The organism is bacterium, from assembly GCA_035281585.1.
In the GTDB taxonomy this organism is placed as follows: Bacteria; UBA10199; UBA10199; order DSSB01; family DSSB01; genus DATEDP01.
Genome location: DATEDP010000092.1, coordinates 1 through 15,706 on the forward strand (window position 1 = coordinate 1; position 15,706 = coordinate 15,706).

The window sequence follows — 15,706 nt, forward strand, 5'->3', positions numbered from 1 at the left end:
GGACCCAACGCCGTGATCGACTCCTTCACCCTGCCCGCCGGCTTCATGGCCAACGTCGTCGCTTTCCGCGACTCCGAGACGGCGGTCCCGCAACTGATCGGCCTTGACGAGGACACCGTGGTCGTTTCGAACAACGCCGGCAACTCAGTGGTCTTGGGAACCAATCCCGATGACGACGGCGGCTGCCGGCTGGCGCGAGGCTCCCGGGCCCATCCCGAAGCATGGGCGATCGGAGCCGCTTGGCTCGCCGGGCTCATCTGGCGCCGCCGGTCTCTGACTTCCTGACCGCGGATCGGCCGGATCAAATCGACCTCAAATATTCGATCAGGTCGCTTTTTTCCTGATCGGTCAAGGCCAAGCTGTGGGCGGCGTTATAGTGATCGACCACCGCTCCGAAAGTCGGGAATCGGCCGTCGTGATAAAACCCGCCTTTCTGCCGCGACCATAGGCCCGCCAAGGGAGTGGTCCGATAACGCTTATCCGGCGCCCGATTGGCTTGGAAATCGTCGATGCCGATCTCGGCCGGAGTGTGGAGATTCCAACCCGGCTCGGTGAATAGGGGCGGCACGTGGCAGGAGGCGCATCGGGCCTTACCATTGAATACCGTCCGACCGCGTTCGGCCGCCATCTCATCGAAGGATCCGGCCGGCGGCTTCGGCGCCGGAATGGCCAACTGATAAAAATGCAAGGCAGCCAACTTCGAGGTAATGAGGTCGGATGCGTCCCGGATGTTGCCGAAGCCGGCCTGGGAAGCGATCGGAAATTGGGTGGAGTCGAGCCGCGGATCGAAGAAAACGCCCTGTCCGCCCATTTCGATGTTGGCGACGAAGGCATTCCAATAAGGCACCGATCCCCAACCTTCGAAAGTATGAAGGTTGACTCCGGCCAAGCCGTAGGCCGGCGGAATCACGGTGGCCGCGGTCTTGCCGTCGGGACGGAAGCCTTGGCCATCCAACAGAAGGTGAGCGTCGAACTTGCCCGGACCCCAGCTCTGCAGGACATTGAGCAAAGTCGCCTGATCGACGCCGAGCAAATCGGTCAAAGGCGTGGTCTGGGGAGCCAAAGCGATGATCGCACCGACGTTCAAATCCCGGTTGGGCCATCCATCCAGCCGGTGGCCGATGCCGGCCGAAAAGGCGTCGTCGACCGTCGAATGGCAGATGGCGCAACGCAAGCCGACCGAAGCCAACTGATCGCCATCGAAATTTCCTTTGACTCCGACCACTGCATCCAGCTTGAGCAGCTCCAGCGTCGTCGCCGGGGCGTCGAGATCGACTTGGCCGGCTTGAATCGCCTGAACCAGCGAGTCGGGCAAGGCGTCCATGTCGACCTTGAGGCCGACCTCTAGGGCGGCGTTGGGCCCCAAGCCCGGGCCCACTCCGCCATTGGCCTCGCCGGCGATGGCCCGGTGGAGCTGAAGCGCATCGCCCCAAAAGATCTCGCTGCCGAAGGTGTCATAGCGAAAGATTTGCCGGCCCTCCTCGAGCAATTTATTCGCGTGATCGAGGATCGCCGCATCGTTCGGTGGCATCGACTCCGAAGGCGGCGGTGGACCTCCGGCGTTGTCGCTGTCTCCACAACCCAAAATTTTGGTGAACGCCAAGGTCAAGGCGAGAAGGCCAAGGATCATCCCAAAAGCGCGACGTTTCATGGCGCACTCCTTTTCCGAGCAAAAGGAGATCCTTTGAAACCCTAGCCGGTGAAAATTAACACGGTGCCTGAAATTCTAAAAACCTGTTTAAATTGTTTAAATTATCCTGAGCCCCCACTCCTCAAGCGGGAATGCCCCAGGCGAAAACCAAGGCCTCCCCGATGTCCCCTCTTTCGCCGAGCCGTTAGGGTTTATTTGGAAGAAAAGGAGAAGATTATGAAAACCAAATTGCCCGCATTGATATTGGGCGGGGCCTTGCTGGCGATCGGGTCGCTGGCTTCATCCCCGGCTCAGGCTGACAAATACATCTATTACCCAGCCCAGCAGGTCTACTTCAGCCCGGCGCGAACCACCTATTATTACATGGACAATGGGACCTGGAGATACAACACGGTTCTTCCATCGTCGGTCCAATTGGGCAAGAGCGTGTCGGTCGACCTTGTCGGTGAAACGCCCTACGTTCATCATTCGACGGTGATCCAGCAGTACCCGGTCACGACGACGACGCCGGCCCGGGTCATCAAAGTTGACGATTAGTCGAATCAAAGGGCGGCGCGGTCTTCGGCCGCGGCGCCCTATTTTATGAAAACCTTCGGCAAATCGAAATTTTTCTTATGTCTATTCCTAACCTTGCTGTTGCTGGGTGCTGGGCCGGGCTCCGATGAGCCTCCGGCCGGCCAAGCCATGATATGGAAACAACCCGCAACCTCGGCTCAGAATTTGGACCTGTTTTGGGGCTCGGGCAGCGAAGCCGGCAAACCGGTCGGCCCCTTTGTCTATGACGGCGAGGACTCAATGGGCACCAACCCTAAGGTATTCGTCAGGGATCAGCGCGGAGTTCGTTGGGGAGTCAAGTTCGGCGATGAAGTCCATTCCGAGGTCGCGGGTTCGCGATTTCTGTGGGCCGCCGGTTACCGAACCCACGAAGTGTATTTCGTTCCTCAGGGAACCATCCAAGGAATGCCGGATTCCCCGAGCCGGCCCGCCCAAATCGAAAAAGGCTCGGGCAAATTCACCAATGCCCGCTTCAAGAAAAGAACGGTCGAGGCCGGAGTCGCCAAGGTCGAGGATCGCTTTACTTGGTGGGATTGGAACGATAATCCTTTTGTCGGAACCAAAGAGCTATCCGGCCTCATCCTGATGAATGTCCTGACCTCGAATTTCGACACCGCCACCACCAACAACATGGTCCAAACCGTCTATTATCGAAACGGACGGATCGAGAACTGGTACATGATCGGCGATATCGGCGGCGTCTTTGGACAGACCGGCGGAATGCGCCGCAACAAGTGGAGCTTGAAGCATTATGCCAAGGAGCCTTTTATCAAGAAGGTGACCGAGCATGAGGTCAAATTGCACCATGCCGGCGGCAGCATGAAGCATTTCCAGTCGGTTCCTTTAGAGCATGCTCAATGGCTCTACGGAATCATCGGCGGGCTCCAGCCGGCCCAAGTCCAAGCCGCATTCCGAGCCGCTTACAGCGACGTCCCCTCCACCAGCTTGGCCAATCCGCAGGACGAAGCGATGGTGCAGGGTTTTGCGGCGGCTTTCGATAAGCGGATGCAGGAACTGCGGGCCGCGGTTTATGACTCCGTTTGGTAGCGCAGGGAGAGAAAGGCCATCTTCAAAATGCTCGTCTTCTCCATTTCCATGATGGTCCAGTAAGCCGGTTGGAGATTGTCTTTCTCGGGGCCGGCCTCGCGATCGATCTTCTTATGATAAGTGGGAAAGGCGATCGGATCCTGAAATCGCCTGGAAAAGCGGAAACCGGCCCCTAGATAGAGCCTCTCGATGAATTTATTGTCTTTATCGAGCATGCAAAAAGCCCGCTTGATCCCGGCCAAGATGCCATATCGGCTCATGGTTGTGAAAAGAAGCATCAAAGAGTCTTGGTGCCCTTTTTTGAAATAGAAGGAGTTGAGGTCGGCGACCAGGCAGTTTTCCTCGGCCAGGCTGTATTGGCTGCCGTCCCTCTTGAATCCCCTTTCCAGAGCCACCAAAGAATCGCGGCGGTGAACGAGCCGGGTGGTGGCAACGATCTCACCGGCTTGATCTTCGACGATGAAGAAGGTGGCGTAGGGATCGTAAGTCCGATCGATCTCGTTGGACCACCCGACGTATCCGTATTTGACTTGGGCTTGGGCGACCAATTCCCTCGCCCTTTCGTACTTGTCCCTATGGTCCGAAACCGAAATTTGACGACAGGTGTAGCCGCGCTTGACGTCCTTCAGGACGATCGGGAAGCGCGCCGTATGCACATAGCTGGCGATCAAACTCCAAAAAGTTTTCAAACCCTCAAAAGGCAGAACTCTCCAGCCGAAGGTAGAACCCCACACTCGTGATCCCATCGGACACCTCGAACCTAATTTTGCTGAATGAGCCCTCGACCAGAACGATAGGGAGAGAGTGACAAGTAGTCAAAGCCAGATTCAAGCAATGGAAAGGTCCGCCCAGCCCCTCACTCCGGGCGAAAGAAAAATCCCTTGGTTTTCCGAAATTTGCCTCATCGTTCGGCGACGGGTCGATTTTTGATTCAGCGCTTCGAAACAGCATCGGAACCGACGGCCCGAAGGCTTTGCGCAATTTTTTTTGAATTTCGGCGCCGGCCTGTAATCGAAATCCTTACGACACTCCGGATTAATTTCTGAGCCTCCCGCATTTTCAGCTTTCGCTTTCAGCTCGGCTTAACCCGGTAGTGGAATCAACCGGGAATAGCAGGGTTCTGTACATTTTATCTTTACATCACGCCGCCCCGAACCTTAACATTCTAAATTAGGTTCGCATCAAGTCCGCACATCTCAATTCGATTAGAGCTTATTGTTAAGGGGGGGATTCATGAGCCTTCGCGTCTTCGGCGAAGGTCTTCCCTTTCCACATTCGCCGCCAGGTTTTGCTTCTCATGGAGCGATGAGAAGAAGTGGAGGGTTATATGCAGTTCACCAAACCTTGGACGAAGTCTCTGCTCGGATTCATTTTAGCCCTGGGCTGCACGATGATCGGCGCCGGCGACGCTCTCGCCGGCGGCAAGGGGGCCTGGGCCATCCTGACCGATCCACAGGTCCGCTGGGTCGACTATCCGGGCTCCGAAGGCAAGTTGATCTATGACCGGGAAACCGGCCTGATTTGGGAGCAGAATCCGGGGGCCTTCATCCCCGACGACTGGTTCGAGGCCGCGGGCTATTGCCTGCACCGCAACTACTTGGTCGACGGCAAACCGGTCTACGGATTTCGGCTGCCCACCGCGCCGGAGCTGACCAACCTTAGCCGGGACGTCTTCACCGCCTTCACCGGCGTCCAACAATCAACCCATGTGCTCGGAATCCAGTTCGACAATTATTATGTGAGCAGCGACCTGGTCCGTGTCGAGCGCGATGAGTCCTCGGTCCTGGATCCCAGCTCGGCCTTTTGGGGAGTCTCCTTCACCTTCAACAACGGCCCGGTCTTCCCCACGGCCGTGCCATTGGCGACGCAGGGCCCTGGCCAGGTCGGCGACTCCCAGCTAGGTCACGCCTATCGCGTCATGTGCGTCCGGGGCGGCGGCGGAAACAATTCCGGCCATGCCACATCGCGTTTCTAAAGCCCGTTTCCACCAACCTTTTTAGCGAGGAGCCAAGGAGGACGGGGAATGAAAGCTCAAAGATATAAAGAGGTTCTACTCTTCGCTGCCCTGGTGTTCGGTATTTTCGCTTCGAGCCCTCGCGGGACCCAAGCCGCGGTCTGCGGCGATCTGGAATGCGATTCCGAGGAGTCAACCTCGGGCTGCCCCATCGACTGCGGAGTCTGTGGCGACTTGGAATGCGCTCCCTCGGAATCGAGCGCTTCCTGTGAGCTGGATTGCCTCGCCTTCTGCGGCGACTTGATCTGCGACGCTGGCGAAGCGAGCAGCTGTCCCGAGGATTGCGAGGCCAACGGAAGCCCGATCTGCGGGGACGGAATCTGCTCGGCGGCCGAAACCGGCACCTGCCCCATCGACTGCATCGGCAGCCCCGGATCTTGCGCCAGCGACGCCGATTGCGACGATGACAATCCCTGCACCGTCGATTCCTGCGATCCCTCGATCGGTTGCCAGCATGCTCCGCTACCCGACATCGACGGCGACGGGACTTGCGACTCGAGCGATACCGACGACGACAACGACGGCGTCGCCGACGGCGACGATGCCGGACCCACCAATCCCAAGGTATGCCGGGACGCCGACCAAGACACCTGCGACGATTGCGCGGTCGGCTCGGACGGGCTCGGCCCCAATCCGGACTTCAATCCGGCCAATGACGGCCCGGACAACGAGCAGGACGGCTTCTGTGACGCCGGCGATCCCGACGACGATAACGACGGCCTGCTCGACGTCAAGGAAAGCGTCACCGATCCTTTCGATCCCGACACCGACGAGGACGGCGTCTGCGACGGCAAGCTGGCGGTGGAAGAGGTTTGCAGCGCCGGCCCCGACAATTGCCCAATCGTGGCCAACCCGCGCCAATCCGACATCGACGCCGATGGCCGGGGCGACGCCTGCGACTCGACGCCGATCGAGGACGTCTCGGGGATCTGCCCCTGCGACAGCTGCCCCGACGGCTTGGTCGACTCGGAGATTCCGGGTGTTCCGGGATACTCTTCGCACGTGACCGACAAGGCCACCTGCCGGGTGGAACGCGATTGGATCAACCACGGTGAATATGTCAGCTGCGTGACCCACGTGACTAACTTCCTGCGGAAGCACGTCGCCTTCGACAAAGGCAAAGTCCAGAACGAAGCGGCCCGTAGTCGCTGCGGCCGCGGCCGGCACAGCTTCGGTGGTTACCATGGAGGAAACGGCCACTATTGGTACGACGGATTCAACGGCTTCGGCGGCCACGATCGCTATGGCGGACATGACGGTTACGGCGGACACGCCTTCTGCAGCGACGACTGATCCTCAAGGAGCGATTATGAAACACCTCATCTTGGCCTTGGGCCTGCTCTTAAGCTCGACGGAAATTTTGGCGGCCTCCTCGATCGAGACCATCATGCAGGTGGTGGAGGAAGAGCGCTCGGCGGGGCGCGTCGAGCAATCGGCCTATGAAGAGGTCATGTTGCCGCTGGAGGGGGCCAAGACGGCCCAGGCCGAAGGAGACCAGGAGTCCTACAAGTCCTTCCTCGAGGCTGCCCGGCTGGTGATCACCAGCTCGGCCGGCCAAAGCGTCCAGGACGCGGCGGCCCTTCGGCTGCTCTTGGAAATGCAGTGATTCAGGCGTAAGGGTTCTCGGTGTCCAACTTGCGCTTGGGGAGGTCATCAAAAGGATTGGTCCGATCGAGCTGCCGCGGCGGTTTTGGCTGCCGCCACAGCGGCGGCATGGCCCGGCACGGCGGACCCTCTTTGAAGGGGTTATTGCAGTCCAGCACCCGGGGCTTCCGGGTCAGAACACCAACATTTTCCGAGTATTTTCCAGCAGTTGGTTGGGCCGGCCGGCGAGTGTCCATGTGCTCGGCGGCGCCGAAAAGCGATGCGGGTCGAATTGATAAAACGGAAATCGACATGGGGTGCCCTCCCTAATCCAATACTCCATTATCCTCCCGAATGCCAAGAAGTTGTGCCCCTAAAAATTCCACTGAGTGTTCATATAGACCCGGCTGCTGCCGTCGAACTGGCCGAATAATGTGTCCGCCGGCCCGGTGAAAATGTCGGCTCCCCAAGTCAGGAGCACGCTGTCGATGACCCGGTAATTGATCCGGGGCCGGATCATGGTGTCGCCCTTCCTCAGGCCCACCGAAAACAGCAGCTCCGGGACCAGCTTGTCCTTGAGGAAGCTTCGGTCGAAACGCAGGGCCACCCAAGTGTCCACCGCCGGATCGGTGATCAAATCGTCGTTGCCAAGGATGAATTGCTGCTGAAGCTCGCTGATCATCCGCACGCCTCCGGGCAAATCCGCGTCGTAACCCAGCATGTAGCGAAAGAGCTCGGCCTTGGCCAGACCCTGGCTAAAGAGGATGTCGTCGCTATTGAAAAGCCGGCCGTGAGTGTAGACGAACTCCCCGCGAAGGACGCTGCTCGCAAAGGCCTTCGAAAAGGTGAAACCGAAGTCATAAACTCGGGGATGGACCCGGTTTAAAAGAATCGTCGGCCTCAGGGTGACCAGATCCAGCGCCAAGGTCTTGTAGACCATCGGCAGATGGGAAGAGCTGGTGTAAAAGAGCCAGGAGAAATCCCAGCCATGGGTCAGCAGGGTGATTCGCCCTCCGCCGTTCCAATTCTTGATCGAGGTTTTGGGTTTCTTGTCGCTCAGCAGCGTCGTCGGGATCCCCGGAATCACCGGACTGACAAAAAAGGTTTCGTCGGGATTGGGGAAAAAGGAGAAATCGGCGCCGGGCAAGGCCAGCTTGTCCACCGTTTGATCGGGGCTCGCGACCAATTCGATCGAGGCCTTGGGGTGGAATGTATAGCGAAGGTCGACGGCCCAAATCGGCAGCCGAATGAACTCGTGGGTCGGCAGGATGAACTCCCGCAAATCCTGGGGATTGACCACGTCGGCGAAAAACTGGACCAAGGCCTCGCCCCATACGACCTGCTGGTGCCCCAGCCGAACCTGGAGGTTTTTGGCGAAGAGGTCGATGTAGGCATCGCGCAAGGTCAATTCGGTTCGCATCTGATCTTGGACGTCGGGCGGGTAATGATCGGTGACGTCATAGGCCGCATCGTACCAACCCCGGCCGCCAAACTTCAGATGGATGGTGTCGTTGAAGCGGAATTTGAAGCTCATCTCGCCGAACTGCCGAATTTTGCTGAAACCGGGCTCGCTTCCGACCCGGACGGCCGTTTCTTGCCGCAGAACTCCCGAATAGCTGAAGCGGTCCTTCCAAAAAGAAGAGGGCCGGGATTCGGCTGGAGCCGACTCCGCCGGCTCTTGGGCCGTAGCCGGAATGGCCCCGAGCAGAGCCAAGGCTAGGGCCAGAGGCCACGAGATCGAGCGAATGAAACTTTGCATCCCCATCCTATCTTCCAGACCGTCATAGCAAGCAACCAGGCCACCACCAAGAAAGAAGAAGGGCCGGCCGTGTCACCGGCGGCCGGGTTCAAGCGGCATCCGCCCTCCTCGGCCAAGATCGGCGGCGACAGCGATTCGCAGCTTCGGGACTCCAGGAGGGGCTCGAAAACGCAAAGGTCGCAAATATCCAGAAACTGTTGATCCTCCTCCTCGGAGAGCGGGCTTTCGGCGCAAACCTCACAGGTGTTGCAGAGCTCCTGGGCGTTGATTTGGAGAGTTTCCAACAGCTCCCGAATGAAATCGGCGCTCTTGAGGGTGCCTTCGGGAGTGCAGCGATCGGCATCAACGGTGATGCAGCAGCCCTCGCTCAGGCAAACGCAGCAAGCGTCCTCGCCCTCCTCCTCGGTCTGGGCCGAAACTACCCGCCAAGCGGCAAATGGGAGGCAGCCAAGGCCCAACGCGATGGCGATCAGCAAAATCCGGAATCTTTTCATTTAACGACGGTCCTCGATGGTTTTTTCCTTCGGCCGGCGACTAGGGCCAAGGGAGCCAGCAGCAGGACCGCTCCGAGCGGATTGAAGCCGCCGGTCCCGGTCATCGCGCAAGCCGAAGGCAGGTCGATTTCCGGCAACTCGGGAAGCTCGGGCAATTCGGGCGATTCCGGCAAAATGTCCTGGCAGACTTCGGCATCGTGGCAATCCGGGTTGAGGCAGTCGGTCAAGGCCGAGCAATCGCCGCCGGGAAGGTCGATGTCGATGCACTCCGGCGCCAGCAGGCACTTGGCGTCGTCGCAATCGGTTTGGCCGTTCTCATCGTCATCGACCTCATTGTTGCAGATTTCGAAAATATCGGGAAAGTCGATGCTGCAGGCTTCATCCCCGATGCAATCGAGGTCGAGACAGTCGATCAATTTGTCGCCGTCATCGTCGGTCGCATTGTCGCAAATTTCCCCGGCCGGCTCCGGCTCCTGGCAAACCTCTTCGCCGGCGCAATCGGAATCGGCGCAGTCGGCGGCCTCGTCGCCGTCGTCATCCAAGCCGTTGGCGCAATTCTCGGGAATAGCGGCATTGGAAAACTCAAAGGCTCCCATGTCGGGAGCGCTGCCATTGACCCGGGCTTGGCCGTCGAAATCGGTGGATGGGATCGAAGGAGCCCCGGCGTCGCCCTTGTCGATCACGTCCGATGTCGATTGCAGATGGAAATTGGACTGGCCGGCATTGACGAAAAGCGGATCGACGTTGAGATTCCCCGAGCCAATGGTGGCGTGCGAGGTGCAACCGGGCCCCTGGCAGCCGAGGAAGATATCGGAATAATCGCTGTGAGCGATGGCAAAAGTCCCGCCGTTGCTGTCGGCATCGACATCCAGCTGGTCGGCTATGGCGATATCGTCGCAGGACGAGGTGCAAAACGAGCCGCCGCCCGCGGAATTCCCCCAGACGATGCTGTTGCTGACGGCCAGGCTGGCTTCATTGAACAGCATGAGAGCTAAGACGCCACCGCCGCTGCCGGCTTGGTCGGAATTGGCGGTGACCGTGTTATTGGTGAAGTCGACCGAGCCGCCGGGCAGGAAAAACCTCAAGCCGGCTCCGCCACCCAAGAAGCCCTGGGAGTCGTTGACCCCGAGAGACTGGTTCCGAGCCACGACGTTGTTGGTCACCTTGGCGCTGGAGAAACCCACGCCGATGAACATCCCCCCGCCGCCGGCTTCGGCAAAGTTGTCGAGCAAGACGTTGCGATCGAGGGTCAATTCGCCATTGGTGACGAAAGCCACGGCCCCGCCGCCGAGAGCGCCGGTCGATCCTTGGGAATCCCCGGCATCGTTGTTGAGATAGGTATTGCCGGTCATCACGATGGCGCCGGTGCCGGAGCTGATGGCCACCGAGCCGCCGCCGGCCGAAGGCGAGGAAAAGTTATCGGTGAAGCGGTTCTCGGTGAAGGTGATCGAGCCGGAATCCCCGGCCAGCGCGAACAGGCCGCCGCCGCCGAGCCCCTCGATGGTCGAGGTGCTATTGCCCTGGAAGGAGCAGCTCTCGACCTCGATATCGGCCGCGATCGTCTCGATCCGCAGGCCGCCGCCGGGCACCGAGGTCAGCCCGTTTCGAAAGGACATCCCCGAGAAGGAAAGGTCGGAATTGGAGTCGTCGGGCAAGATCGAAGTCATTGCCCAGAAGGCTTGGTTGGCGCCCTTGGCGTCGATGATGGTCTGGTCCATGCCGGCGCCTTGGATGCTCAGGGCGAAGTTTTCCGACTCGCCGGGCTCGTAGCGGAAGGCCCCGGCCGAAGCGTCGTATTCGCCGGCGGCCACGCTAATGCTGTCGTCCTGAAAATTGCTGGCGGCAATGTTCAAGACGCTCTGCAAATGACAGTCAAAATCTTCGCAATTGTCGTCGGAATTAGGACTGACGGTCCAACTGGCGGCCTGAAGAGTGGAAATTCCAAAAAACGCGATCCCCACAATCCAAGAGAAAAGCACACCCATATCCCCCCCGAATCCTTAAAGACTGGAATGATCGCTTGGATATTGGGATGGTAGCAAAGGGTTTTCGAAGCTGACAAGGAATTTTCCGGCAAGGGGAACGGGAAGTCAGATCGAATCGAACTCGATCCGGCAGAAGTCGTCGGCATCGAAAGGGCAATTCAGCAAGCTGGTGCCGCGGTCGGCATCCTCCACCGCGTCGCCTTGGCAGTCGTAAATCATGCCGTCGTCTTTGAATTCAAAGCCGTAGAATCCTTGAGAATTCACCACCCCGTCGACGTCCTCCCCATCGGGCCCGGCATCGAACAAAGTGAGCTTGCAGCCGTCCTGCTGAAAGACGAAGCGGAAGGTGACCTCGAAGGGGCAGTCGTTGCGAATCACTTGAACCAACTGCTGATAGACGAATTCGACGTCGAAGGGACCGCAGCCGCCTTCGTCGGAAATCCCGGCGATTTCGGTGGGGCCGCCGCAAGCGCCGAGCGAGAGCAGGGAAAAGACAGCCAGGAGCCAAATCTTCATGAAGTTCCCTTCCGGCGGAAACCGATCCACAATAAGCCCAAGAGCAGCATCCATCCGAAGAAATATTCGAGGGAAGGCAGCGAAGGGCTCAAGCCGCAGCCACCGGAGCCGGTGCCGTTACCCCTCAAGTCCATGAAGAAAAGCGGCTGCTCCGGATCGTTGCTCTGGATGACGAACTGGGCGACTCTTTCGCCCAGCTCGGTGGCCCGCATGCTGAAGCCGAACTCGCAGCTCTCGCCGGCCGCCAAGACTTGGAAGCTGCAAAAATCCATGGTCAGGCCGAAGTCGACCGGCGCGGCCCCGATGAACTCGCTGTCCGCGATGACCAAATTGCCGCCGCCGGTGTTGGTGATCGTCACGATCTGCTCGTCGCTCAACTTGCCGGCGACTTCGCTGCCGAAATCGAGACTCAAGGCGCTGCTGGTGATTTGCGGTGGTGTCATAAAGCCGGAAAATTCCTGAAAAAACCTTATAGATGTTTTGGCCTGGCCCGACGACAAAAAAATTCGATTATTTATTTGCCGCCCTTCCAGCCCGGCCCCCATAATCTCTCACTCAGGTAAGGAAGATCAGGAGGGAATATGCGGAATCGTTGGGCCAAGCTCGGCGCCTTTCTCGTCTTGTCGTTCCTTTTCACCTTCTATCAAGCCTGCGGGACCGCCTCCGGTCCTAGTCCGGCCCCCAAAGAAAAATCCTCAGCCCAAGCGCCGTCGGCTCCGATCCCGGCAGCGGCTCCGGCTCATCCAGCTCCGGCCACGGCGCCGGAAGCGGCTACGACCGCCGTTCCCCCGACCGAAACTCGCCCTTCGGCCGGAGTTCCGCAAAAACCCAATATCCTGCTGATCGTTTCCGACGACACCGGTTACGGCGACCTCGGGCCCTACGGCGGCGGCGTGGGCCGCGGGATGCCGACGCCCAACTTCGACCGATTGGCGGCCGAAGGCATGACTTTCTTCACTTTCTACGCTCAACCGAGCTGCACACCCGGCCGGGCGGCCATCCAAACCGGCCGCATCCCCAACCGCAGCGGCATGACGACGGTGGCCTTTCAAGGCCAAGGCGGCGGCCTGCCGGCGGCGGAGTGGACCCTGGCTTCGGTTCTGAAACAGGCCGGTTACCAAACTTATTTCACCGGCAAATGGCATCTTGGCGAATCGGACTACGCCCTGCCCAACGCCCAAGGTTACGACCTAATGAAGTACGTCGGGCTCTATCACCTCAACGCCTACACCTACGCCGATCCAACTTGGTTCCCGGACATGGACCCCAAGCTGCGAGCCATGTTCGCGAAGGTGACCATCGGGTCGCTCTCGGGCAAGGCCGGCGAAAAGGCCAAGGAGGATTTCAAGATCAATGGCCAATACGTCGACACACCTGACAAAGGCGTGGTCGGCATCCCCTACTTCGACGGCTATATCGAAAAGGCGGCTCTCGAGTTTCTCGACCAAGCCGCCGCCAAGCCCGACCAGCCCTTCTTCATCAACGTCAATTTCATGAAGGTCCACCAGCCCAATATGCCGGCGCCCGAATTCGAGCATAAATCCATGTCGAAGTCGAAATATGCCGACTCGGTGGTCGAGCTGGACGCCCATGTCGGCCGCATCATGGACAAGCTGCGGGCCCTGGGGCTGGATAAGAACACCTTGGTTTTCTACACCACCGACAACGGCGCCTGGCAGGACGTCTATCCCGACGCCGGCTACACGCCCTTCCGCGGCACCAAGGGCACGGTCCGCGAGGGCGGCAATCGGGTCCCGGCCATCGCCTGGATGCCGGGGCGAATCCCGGCCGGCGTGAAGAATCACGACATCCTCGGCGGACTCGACCTGATGGCCACCTTTGCCACCCTTGCCGGCTTGCAGCTGCCGGCGAACGACCGCGAGGGGAAAAAGATCGTCTTCGACAGCTACGACATGTCGCCGGTCCTATTCGGCAACGGCAAGTCCGAGCGGAACTCCTGGTTCTACTTCACCGAAAACGAGCTCTCGCCCGGCGCGGCTCGGGTCGGCAACTATAAGGCGGTCTTCAATTTGCGGGGCGACAACGGCCAGCCCACCGGCGGTTTGGCGGTGGACACCAATGCGGGCTGGAAAGGCCAAGAGAAATATGTGGCGACGGTGCCCCAAGTCTTCGACCTTTGGCAGGACCCCCAGGAGCGCTATGACATCTTCATGACCAACTGGACCGAGCGGACCTGGGTCATGGTCACGATCAGCGACTCGATCAAGACCCTCATGAAGACCTACATCGAGGACCCGCCCCGAAAGCTCCAAAGCGAAAGCTATACCGGCCCCATCACTCTCACCGATTATCAACGGCTGCAATCGGTTCGGGAGACCTTGTCCAAAGAAGGGGTCGCGCTCCCGATGCCGACCGGGAATTGATTATTTCTTGATGCTGAGCGGGCTGCCGACCGTGCCGGCATAGAAGACGAGGATTTCGGCCGGAACCTTGCCCTCGTTTTTCCCGAAGTGCCAGGTGTCGACCACCTCGGCGATCGCATCGCCGGCCTTGAGATGGATCGACTGATTCTCGACGGTGGTCACCGTCAGCTCGCCGCTCAACAGCAGGCCGGCATTGATCATGGGATGCTGGTGAACGGGAAAGGCCGCGCCCGGCTGGACCGTGATGCGCACGATCGTGACCTCGGGTTTCCCCCGGGGATAGCTCGGCAAAGCCTTTCCATCCCAGCTGGTGCTCGTTTTAAGCAGCTCCTGGAAGGCGATCGGATCGACCGCCCGCCCGAAAGCGGCGCCCACCTGAAACCCAATGTAGACCGAGAGGAGAAGTAGAAATTTTTTCATCGCGATTGCGGGCCTTAACACAAAATCAAATCAGGGGCTAGTGAAGCCCCACTTCCCGCGGCAGGCTCGTGCTTTCCACTTTTTTATAAGGATAGGCGTAGGAGTAGCGCTGGACGGTCACCTGGCCCTTTTGTCCGGGGTCGAGCTCGGTGAGCTCAAAGTAAACCCCGTTCTCTTGGCGAATCACCCGAATCGGCAGAATCCCGCGCAGCGAGCTGAGAAAGAACGCGGTTTGGTACTGCTTGCCGTCCCATTGGTAGGCCTCGACCCGGTCGAAATCGGCACCAAAATCCTTTCCCGGAGAGGCATAGGCGACGAGGTACTCCCTGACGGTGCCGAAGTCCTCGCTCTGCCGGGTCTTGAGCACCAACCAGGCGATGGGCCGGCGAAATTGAGTGTATCGGGAAAGCTCGGCCGGCGGCTCCAGCCGGAAGTTTTTGGTGTAAATGTAGCCGACCCGGCCGTCGCCGAGCCGCACTTTATACCAAATATCCTTCTGCGGGGGTGCATAGTCGACCGATAGGCTCGGCGCCCTCGATCGAAGGGTCGCCAGGCGCTCGAACATCTCGAAACGCGTTCCGGCCGGCAGCTTTTCAATGGGCTTTCCGTCCCGCCCGGGCTCGAGCCGAAAGTGGGTCGAAACGATGGTTTGCCCCGAGGCTTGCGGCTCGATTCCCTCCAGGCTTTGCTGGAGTCGTCGAAGCGCCTCGACCGTTTCGGGCGCCGCCAAGGCGGATTTCCTGACGAAACCGGAGCGGGCCTCATCGAGATAGACCTCGACCCATTCGGCCGGGATCCGGATGGATTTTTTCGGCAGCAGAATGACTTGTTGGCCGTATTTGAGGGTGGCGATTTTGGAGCTGAGGCGCTCCGGCCTTTTATGGAGGCCGGTCTCGCCGACCAGGATGGTTCGGGAGGCTCCTTCGGGCGCCGGCGGACGCCGGCAAGCGACAATCAGGCTGAAGCCGAGCAGCGCGACGAGAATGGCCCTGGCGTAAGGCAAAGACGCCCCCCTTCCTTACGCTCGGAAAGATTTATTTTAAAAAGAAACCGAGAATTGTGAAGCACTATTCGTTGAGGCCGATCTGTTGCAAGGCTTGGCGGGCAATCGTTTTGCTGCTTGCCTTGTCGCCGGACTGGTGAACCATGGCCAGCACCGCCGTCGAAAGCAGCAGCGAGTCATACATGTTTTGGCGGTCGGCCGCGCCGAGACGCGGAATGGCGGCGAGAAACAGAAGAGAGAGAGGCCATCTGGTCTTTCGCATATTTCCTCCAAGAGCGGCGCTGTCGATTAAGC

18 protein-coding genes are annotated in these 15,706 nt (G+C 59.4%); 7 read left to right on the top strand and 11 right to left on the bottom strand.

Annotation, left to right across the window (positions count from 1 at the left end):
* On the top strand, window positions 1-285 hold a 285-nt coding region (locus tag VJR29_07290; protein HKY63207.1), incomplete at its 5' end, for a hypothetical protein.
* A 16-nt stretch (window positions 286-301) separates the two neighbouring features.
* Here VJR29_07290 and VJR29_07295 read toward each other — a convergent pair.
* Window positions 302-1,651 carry a hypothetical protein gene (locus VJR29_07295; GenBank protein ID HKY63208.1) on the bottom strand — a complete coding sequence of 450 codons (1,350 nt, stop codon included), beginning with the start codon at window positions 1,649-1,651 and terminating at the stop codon, window positions 302-304.
* A 216-nt stretch (window positions 1,652-1,867) separates the two neighbouring features.
* On the opposite strand from VJR29_07295, the gene VJR29_07300 reads away from it, so the two are divergent.
* Together VJR29_07300 and VJR29_07305 are read left to right on the top strand one after the other, a co-directional pair.
* Window positions 1,868-2,188, top strand: a complete 321-nt coding sequence (locus tag VJR29_07300; GenBank protein ID HKY63209.1) for a hypothetical protein — start codon at window positions 1,868-1,870, stop codon at window positions 2,186-2,188.
* Window positions 2,189-2,233: 45 nt separating this feature from the next.
* Window positions 2,234-3,253: a hypothetical protein gene (locus VJR29_07305; protein ID HKY63210.1), complete on the top strand. Its 1,020-nt coding sequence runs from the start codon at window positions 2,234-2,236 to the stop codon at window positions 3,251-3,253.
* On the opposite strand, the gene VJR29_07310 is transcribed toward VJR29_07305, so the two are convergent.
* Window positions 3,235-3,942 (bottom strand): hypothetical protein, encoded by a 708-nt coding sequence (locus VJR29_07310; GenBank protein HKY63211.1) that lies wholly within the window; start codon window positions 3,940-3,942, stop codon window positions 3,235-3,237. The genes VJR29_07305 and VJR29_07310 overlap by 19 nt on opposite strands.
* A gap of 638 nt (window positions 3,943-4,580) precedes the next feature.
* Between VJR29_07310 and VJR29_07315 the strand changes: the two genes are divergently transcribed.
* Genes VJR29_07315 through VJR29_07325 form a run of 3 tightly spaced genes read left to right on the top strand, consistent with a single transcriptional unit; the run spans window position 4,581 to window position 6,873 of the window.
* Window positions 4,581-5,228: a hypothetical protein gene (locus VJR29_07315; protein HKY63212.1), complete on the top strand. Its 648-nt coding sequence runs from the start codon at window positions 4,581-4,583 to the stop codon at window positions 5,226-5,228.
* A gap of 48 nt (window positions 5,229-5,276) precedes the next feature.
* Window positions 5,277-6,560, top strand: coding sequence for a hypothetical protein (locus tag VJR29_07320; protein ID HKY63213.1), 1,284 nt, complete (start codon window positions 5,277-5,279; stop codon window positions 6,558-6,560).
* A gap of 16 nt (window positions 6,561-6,576) precedes the next feature.
* Entirely contained in the window at window positions 6,577-6,873 is a 297-nt protein-coding gene (locus tag VJR29_07325; protein ID HKY63214.1) for a hypothetical protein, read from the top strand.
* Between the two features lies 1 nt (window position 6,874).
* Here the strand turns inward: VJR29_07325 and VJR29_07330 are convergent, their stop codons facing one another.
* The 6 genes from VJR29_07330 to VJR29_07355 form a co-directional block, all read right to left on the bottom strand.
* The gene (locus tag VJR29_07330) at window positions 6,875-7,165 is read right to left on the bottom strand and encodes a hypothetical protein (GenBank protein HKY63215.1); all 291 of its coding nucleotides are present in this window, start codon (window positions 7,163-7,165) and stop codon (window positions 6,875-6,877) included.
* Window positions 7,166-7,224: 59 nt separating this feature from the next.
* On the bottom strand, window positions 7,225-8,610 hold the full coding sequence (locus VJR29_07335; protein HKY63216.1) for a DUF1302 family protein: 1,386 nt from the start codon (window positions 8,608-8,610) through the stop codon (window positions 7,225-7,227).
* Window positions 8,568-9,104 carry a hypothetical protein gene (locus VJR29_07340; protein ID HKY63217.1) on the bottom strand — a complete coding sequence of 179 codons (537 nt, stop codon included), beginning with the start codon at window positions 9,102-9,104 and terminating at the stop codon, window positions 8,568-8,570. Before VJR29_07340 ends, VJR29_07335 begins: the two co-directional genes overlap by 43 nt.
* The gene (locus VJR29_07345; protein ID HKY63218.1) at window positions 9,101-11,089 is read right to left on the bottom strand and encodes a choice-of-anchor Q domain-containing protein; all 1,989 of its coding nucleotides are present in this window, start codon (window positions 11,087-11,089) and stop codon (window positions 9,101-9,103) included. Before VJR29_07345 ends, VJR29_07340 begins: the two co-directional genes overlap by 4 nt.
* A gap of 105 nt (window positions 11,090-11,194) precedes the next feature.
* A complete protein-coding gene (locus tag VJR29_07350) occupies window positions 11,195-11,605 on the bottom strand; it encodes a hypothetical protein (protein ID HKY63219.1) in 411 nt (136 codons plus the stop codon).
* Entirely contained in the window at window positions 11,602-12,048 is a 447-nt protein-coding gene (locus tag VJR29_07355) for a choice-of-anchor D domain-containing protein (GenBank protein ID HKY63220.1), read from the bottom strand. The genes VJR29_07350 and VJR29_07355 overlap by 4 nt, the downstream gene beginning before the upstream one ends.
* Before the next feature lie 138 nt (window positions 12,049-12,186).
* On the opposite strand from VJR29_07355, the gene VJR29_07360 reads away from it, so the two are divergent.
* Window positions 12,187-13,989 carry an arylsulfatase gene (locus VJR29_07360; GenBank protein HKY63221.1) on the top strand — a complete coding sequence of 601 codons (1,803 nt, stop codon included), beginning with the start codon at window positions 12,187-12,189 and terminating at the stop codon, window positions 13,987-13,989.
* Here VJR29_07360 and VJR29_07365 read toward each other — a convergent pair whose 3' ends face one another.
* The 3 genes from VJR29_07365 to VJR29_07375 form a co-directional block, all read right to left on the bottom strand.
* The gene (locus VJR29_07365) at window positions 13,990-14,409 is read right to left on the bottom strand and encodes a cupin domain-containing protein (GenBank protein ID HKY63222.1); all 420 of its coding nucleotides are present in this window, start codon (window positions 14,407-14,409) and stop codon (window positions 13,990-13,992) included.
* Between the two features lie 37 nt (window positions 14,410-14,446).
* The gene (locus VJR29_07370) at window positions 14,447-15,412 is read right to left on the bottom strand and encodes an SH3 domain-containing protein (protein ID HKY63223.1); all 966 of its coding nucleotides are present in this window, start codon (window positions 15,410-15,412) and stop codon (window positions 14,447-14,449) included.
* Between the two features lie 64 nt (window positions 15,413-15,476).
* On the bottom strand, window positions 15,477-15,706 hold a 230-nt coding region (locus tag VJR29_07375), incomplete at its 5' end, for a hypothetical protein (protein ID HKY63224.1).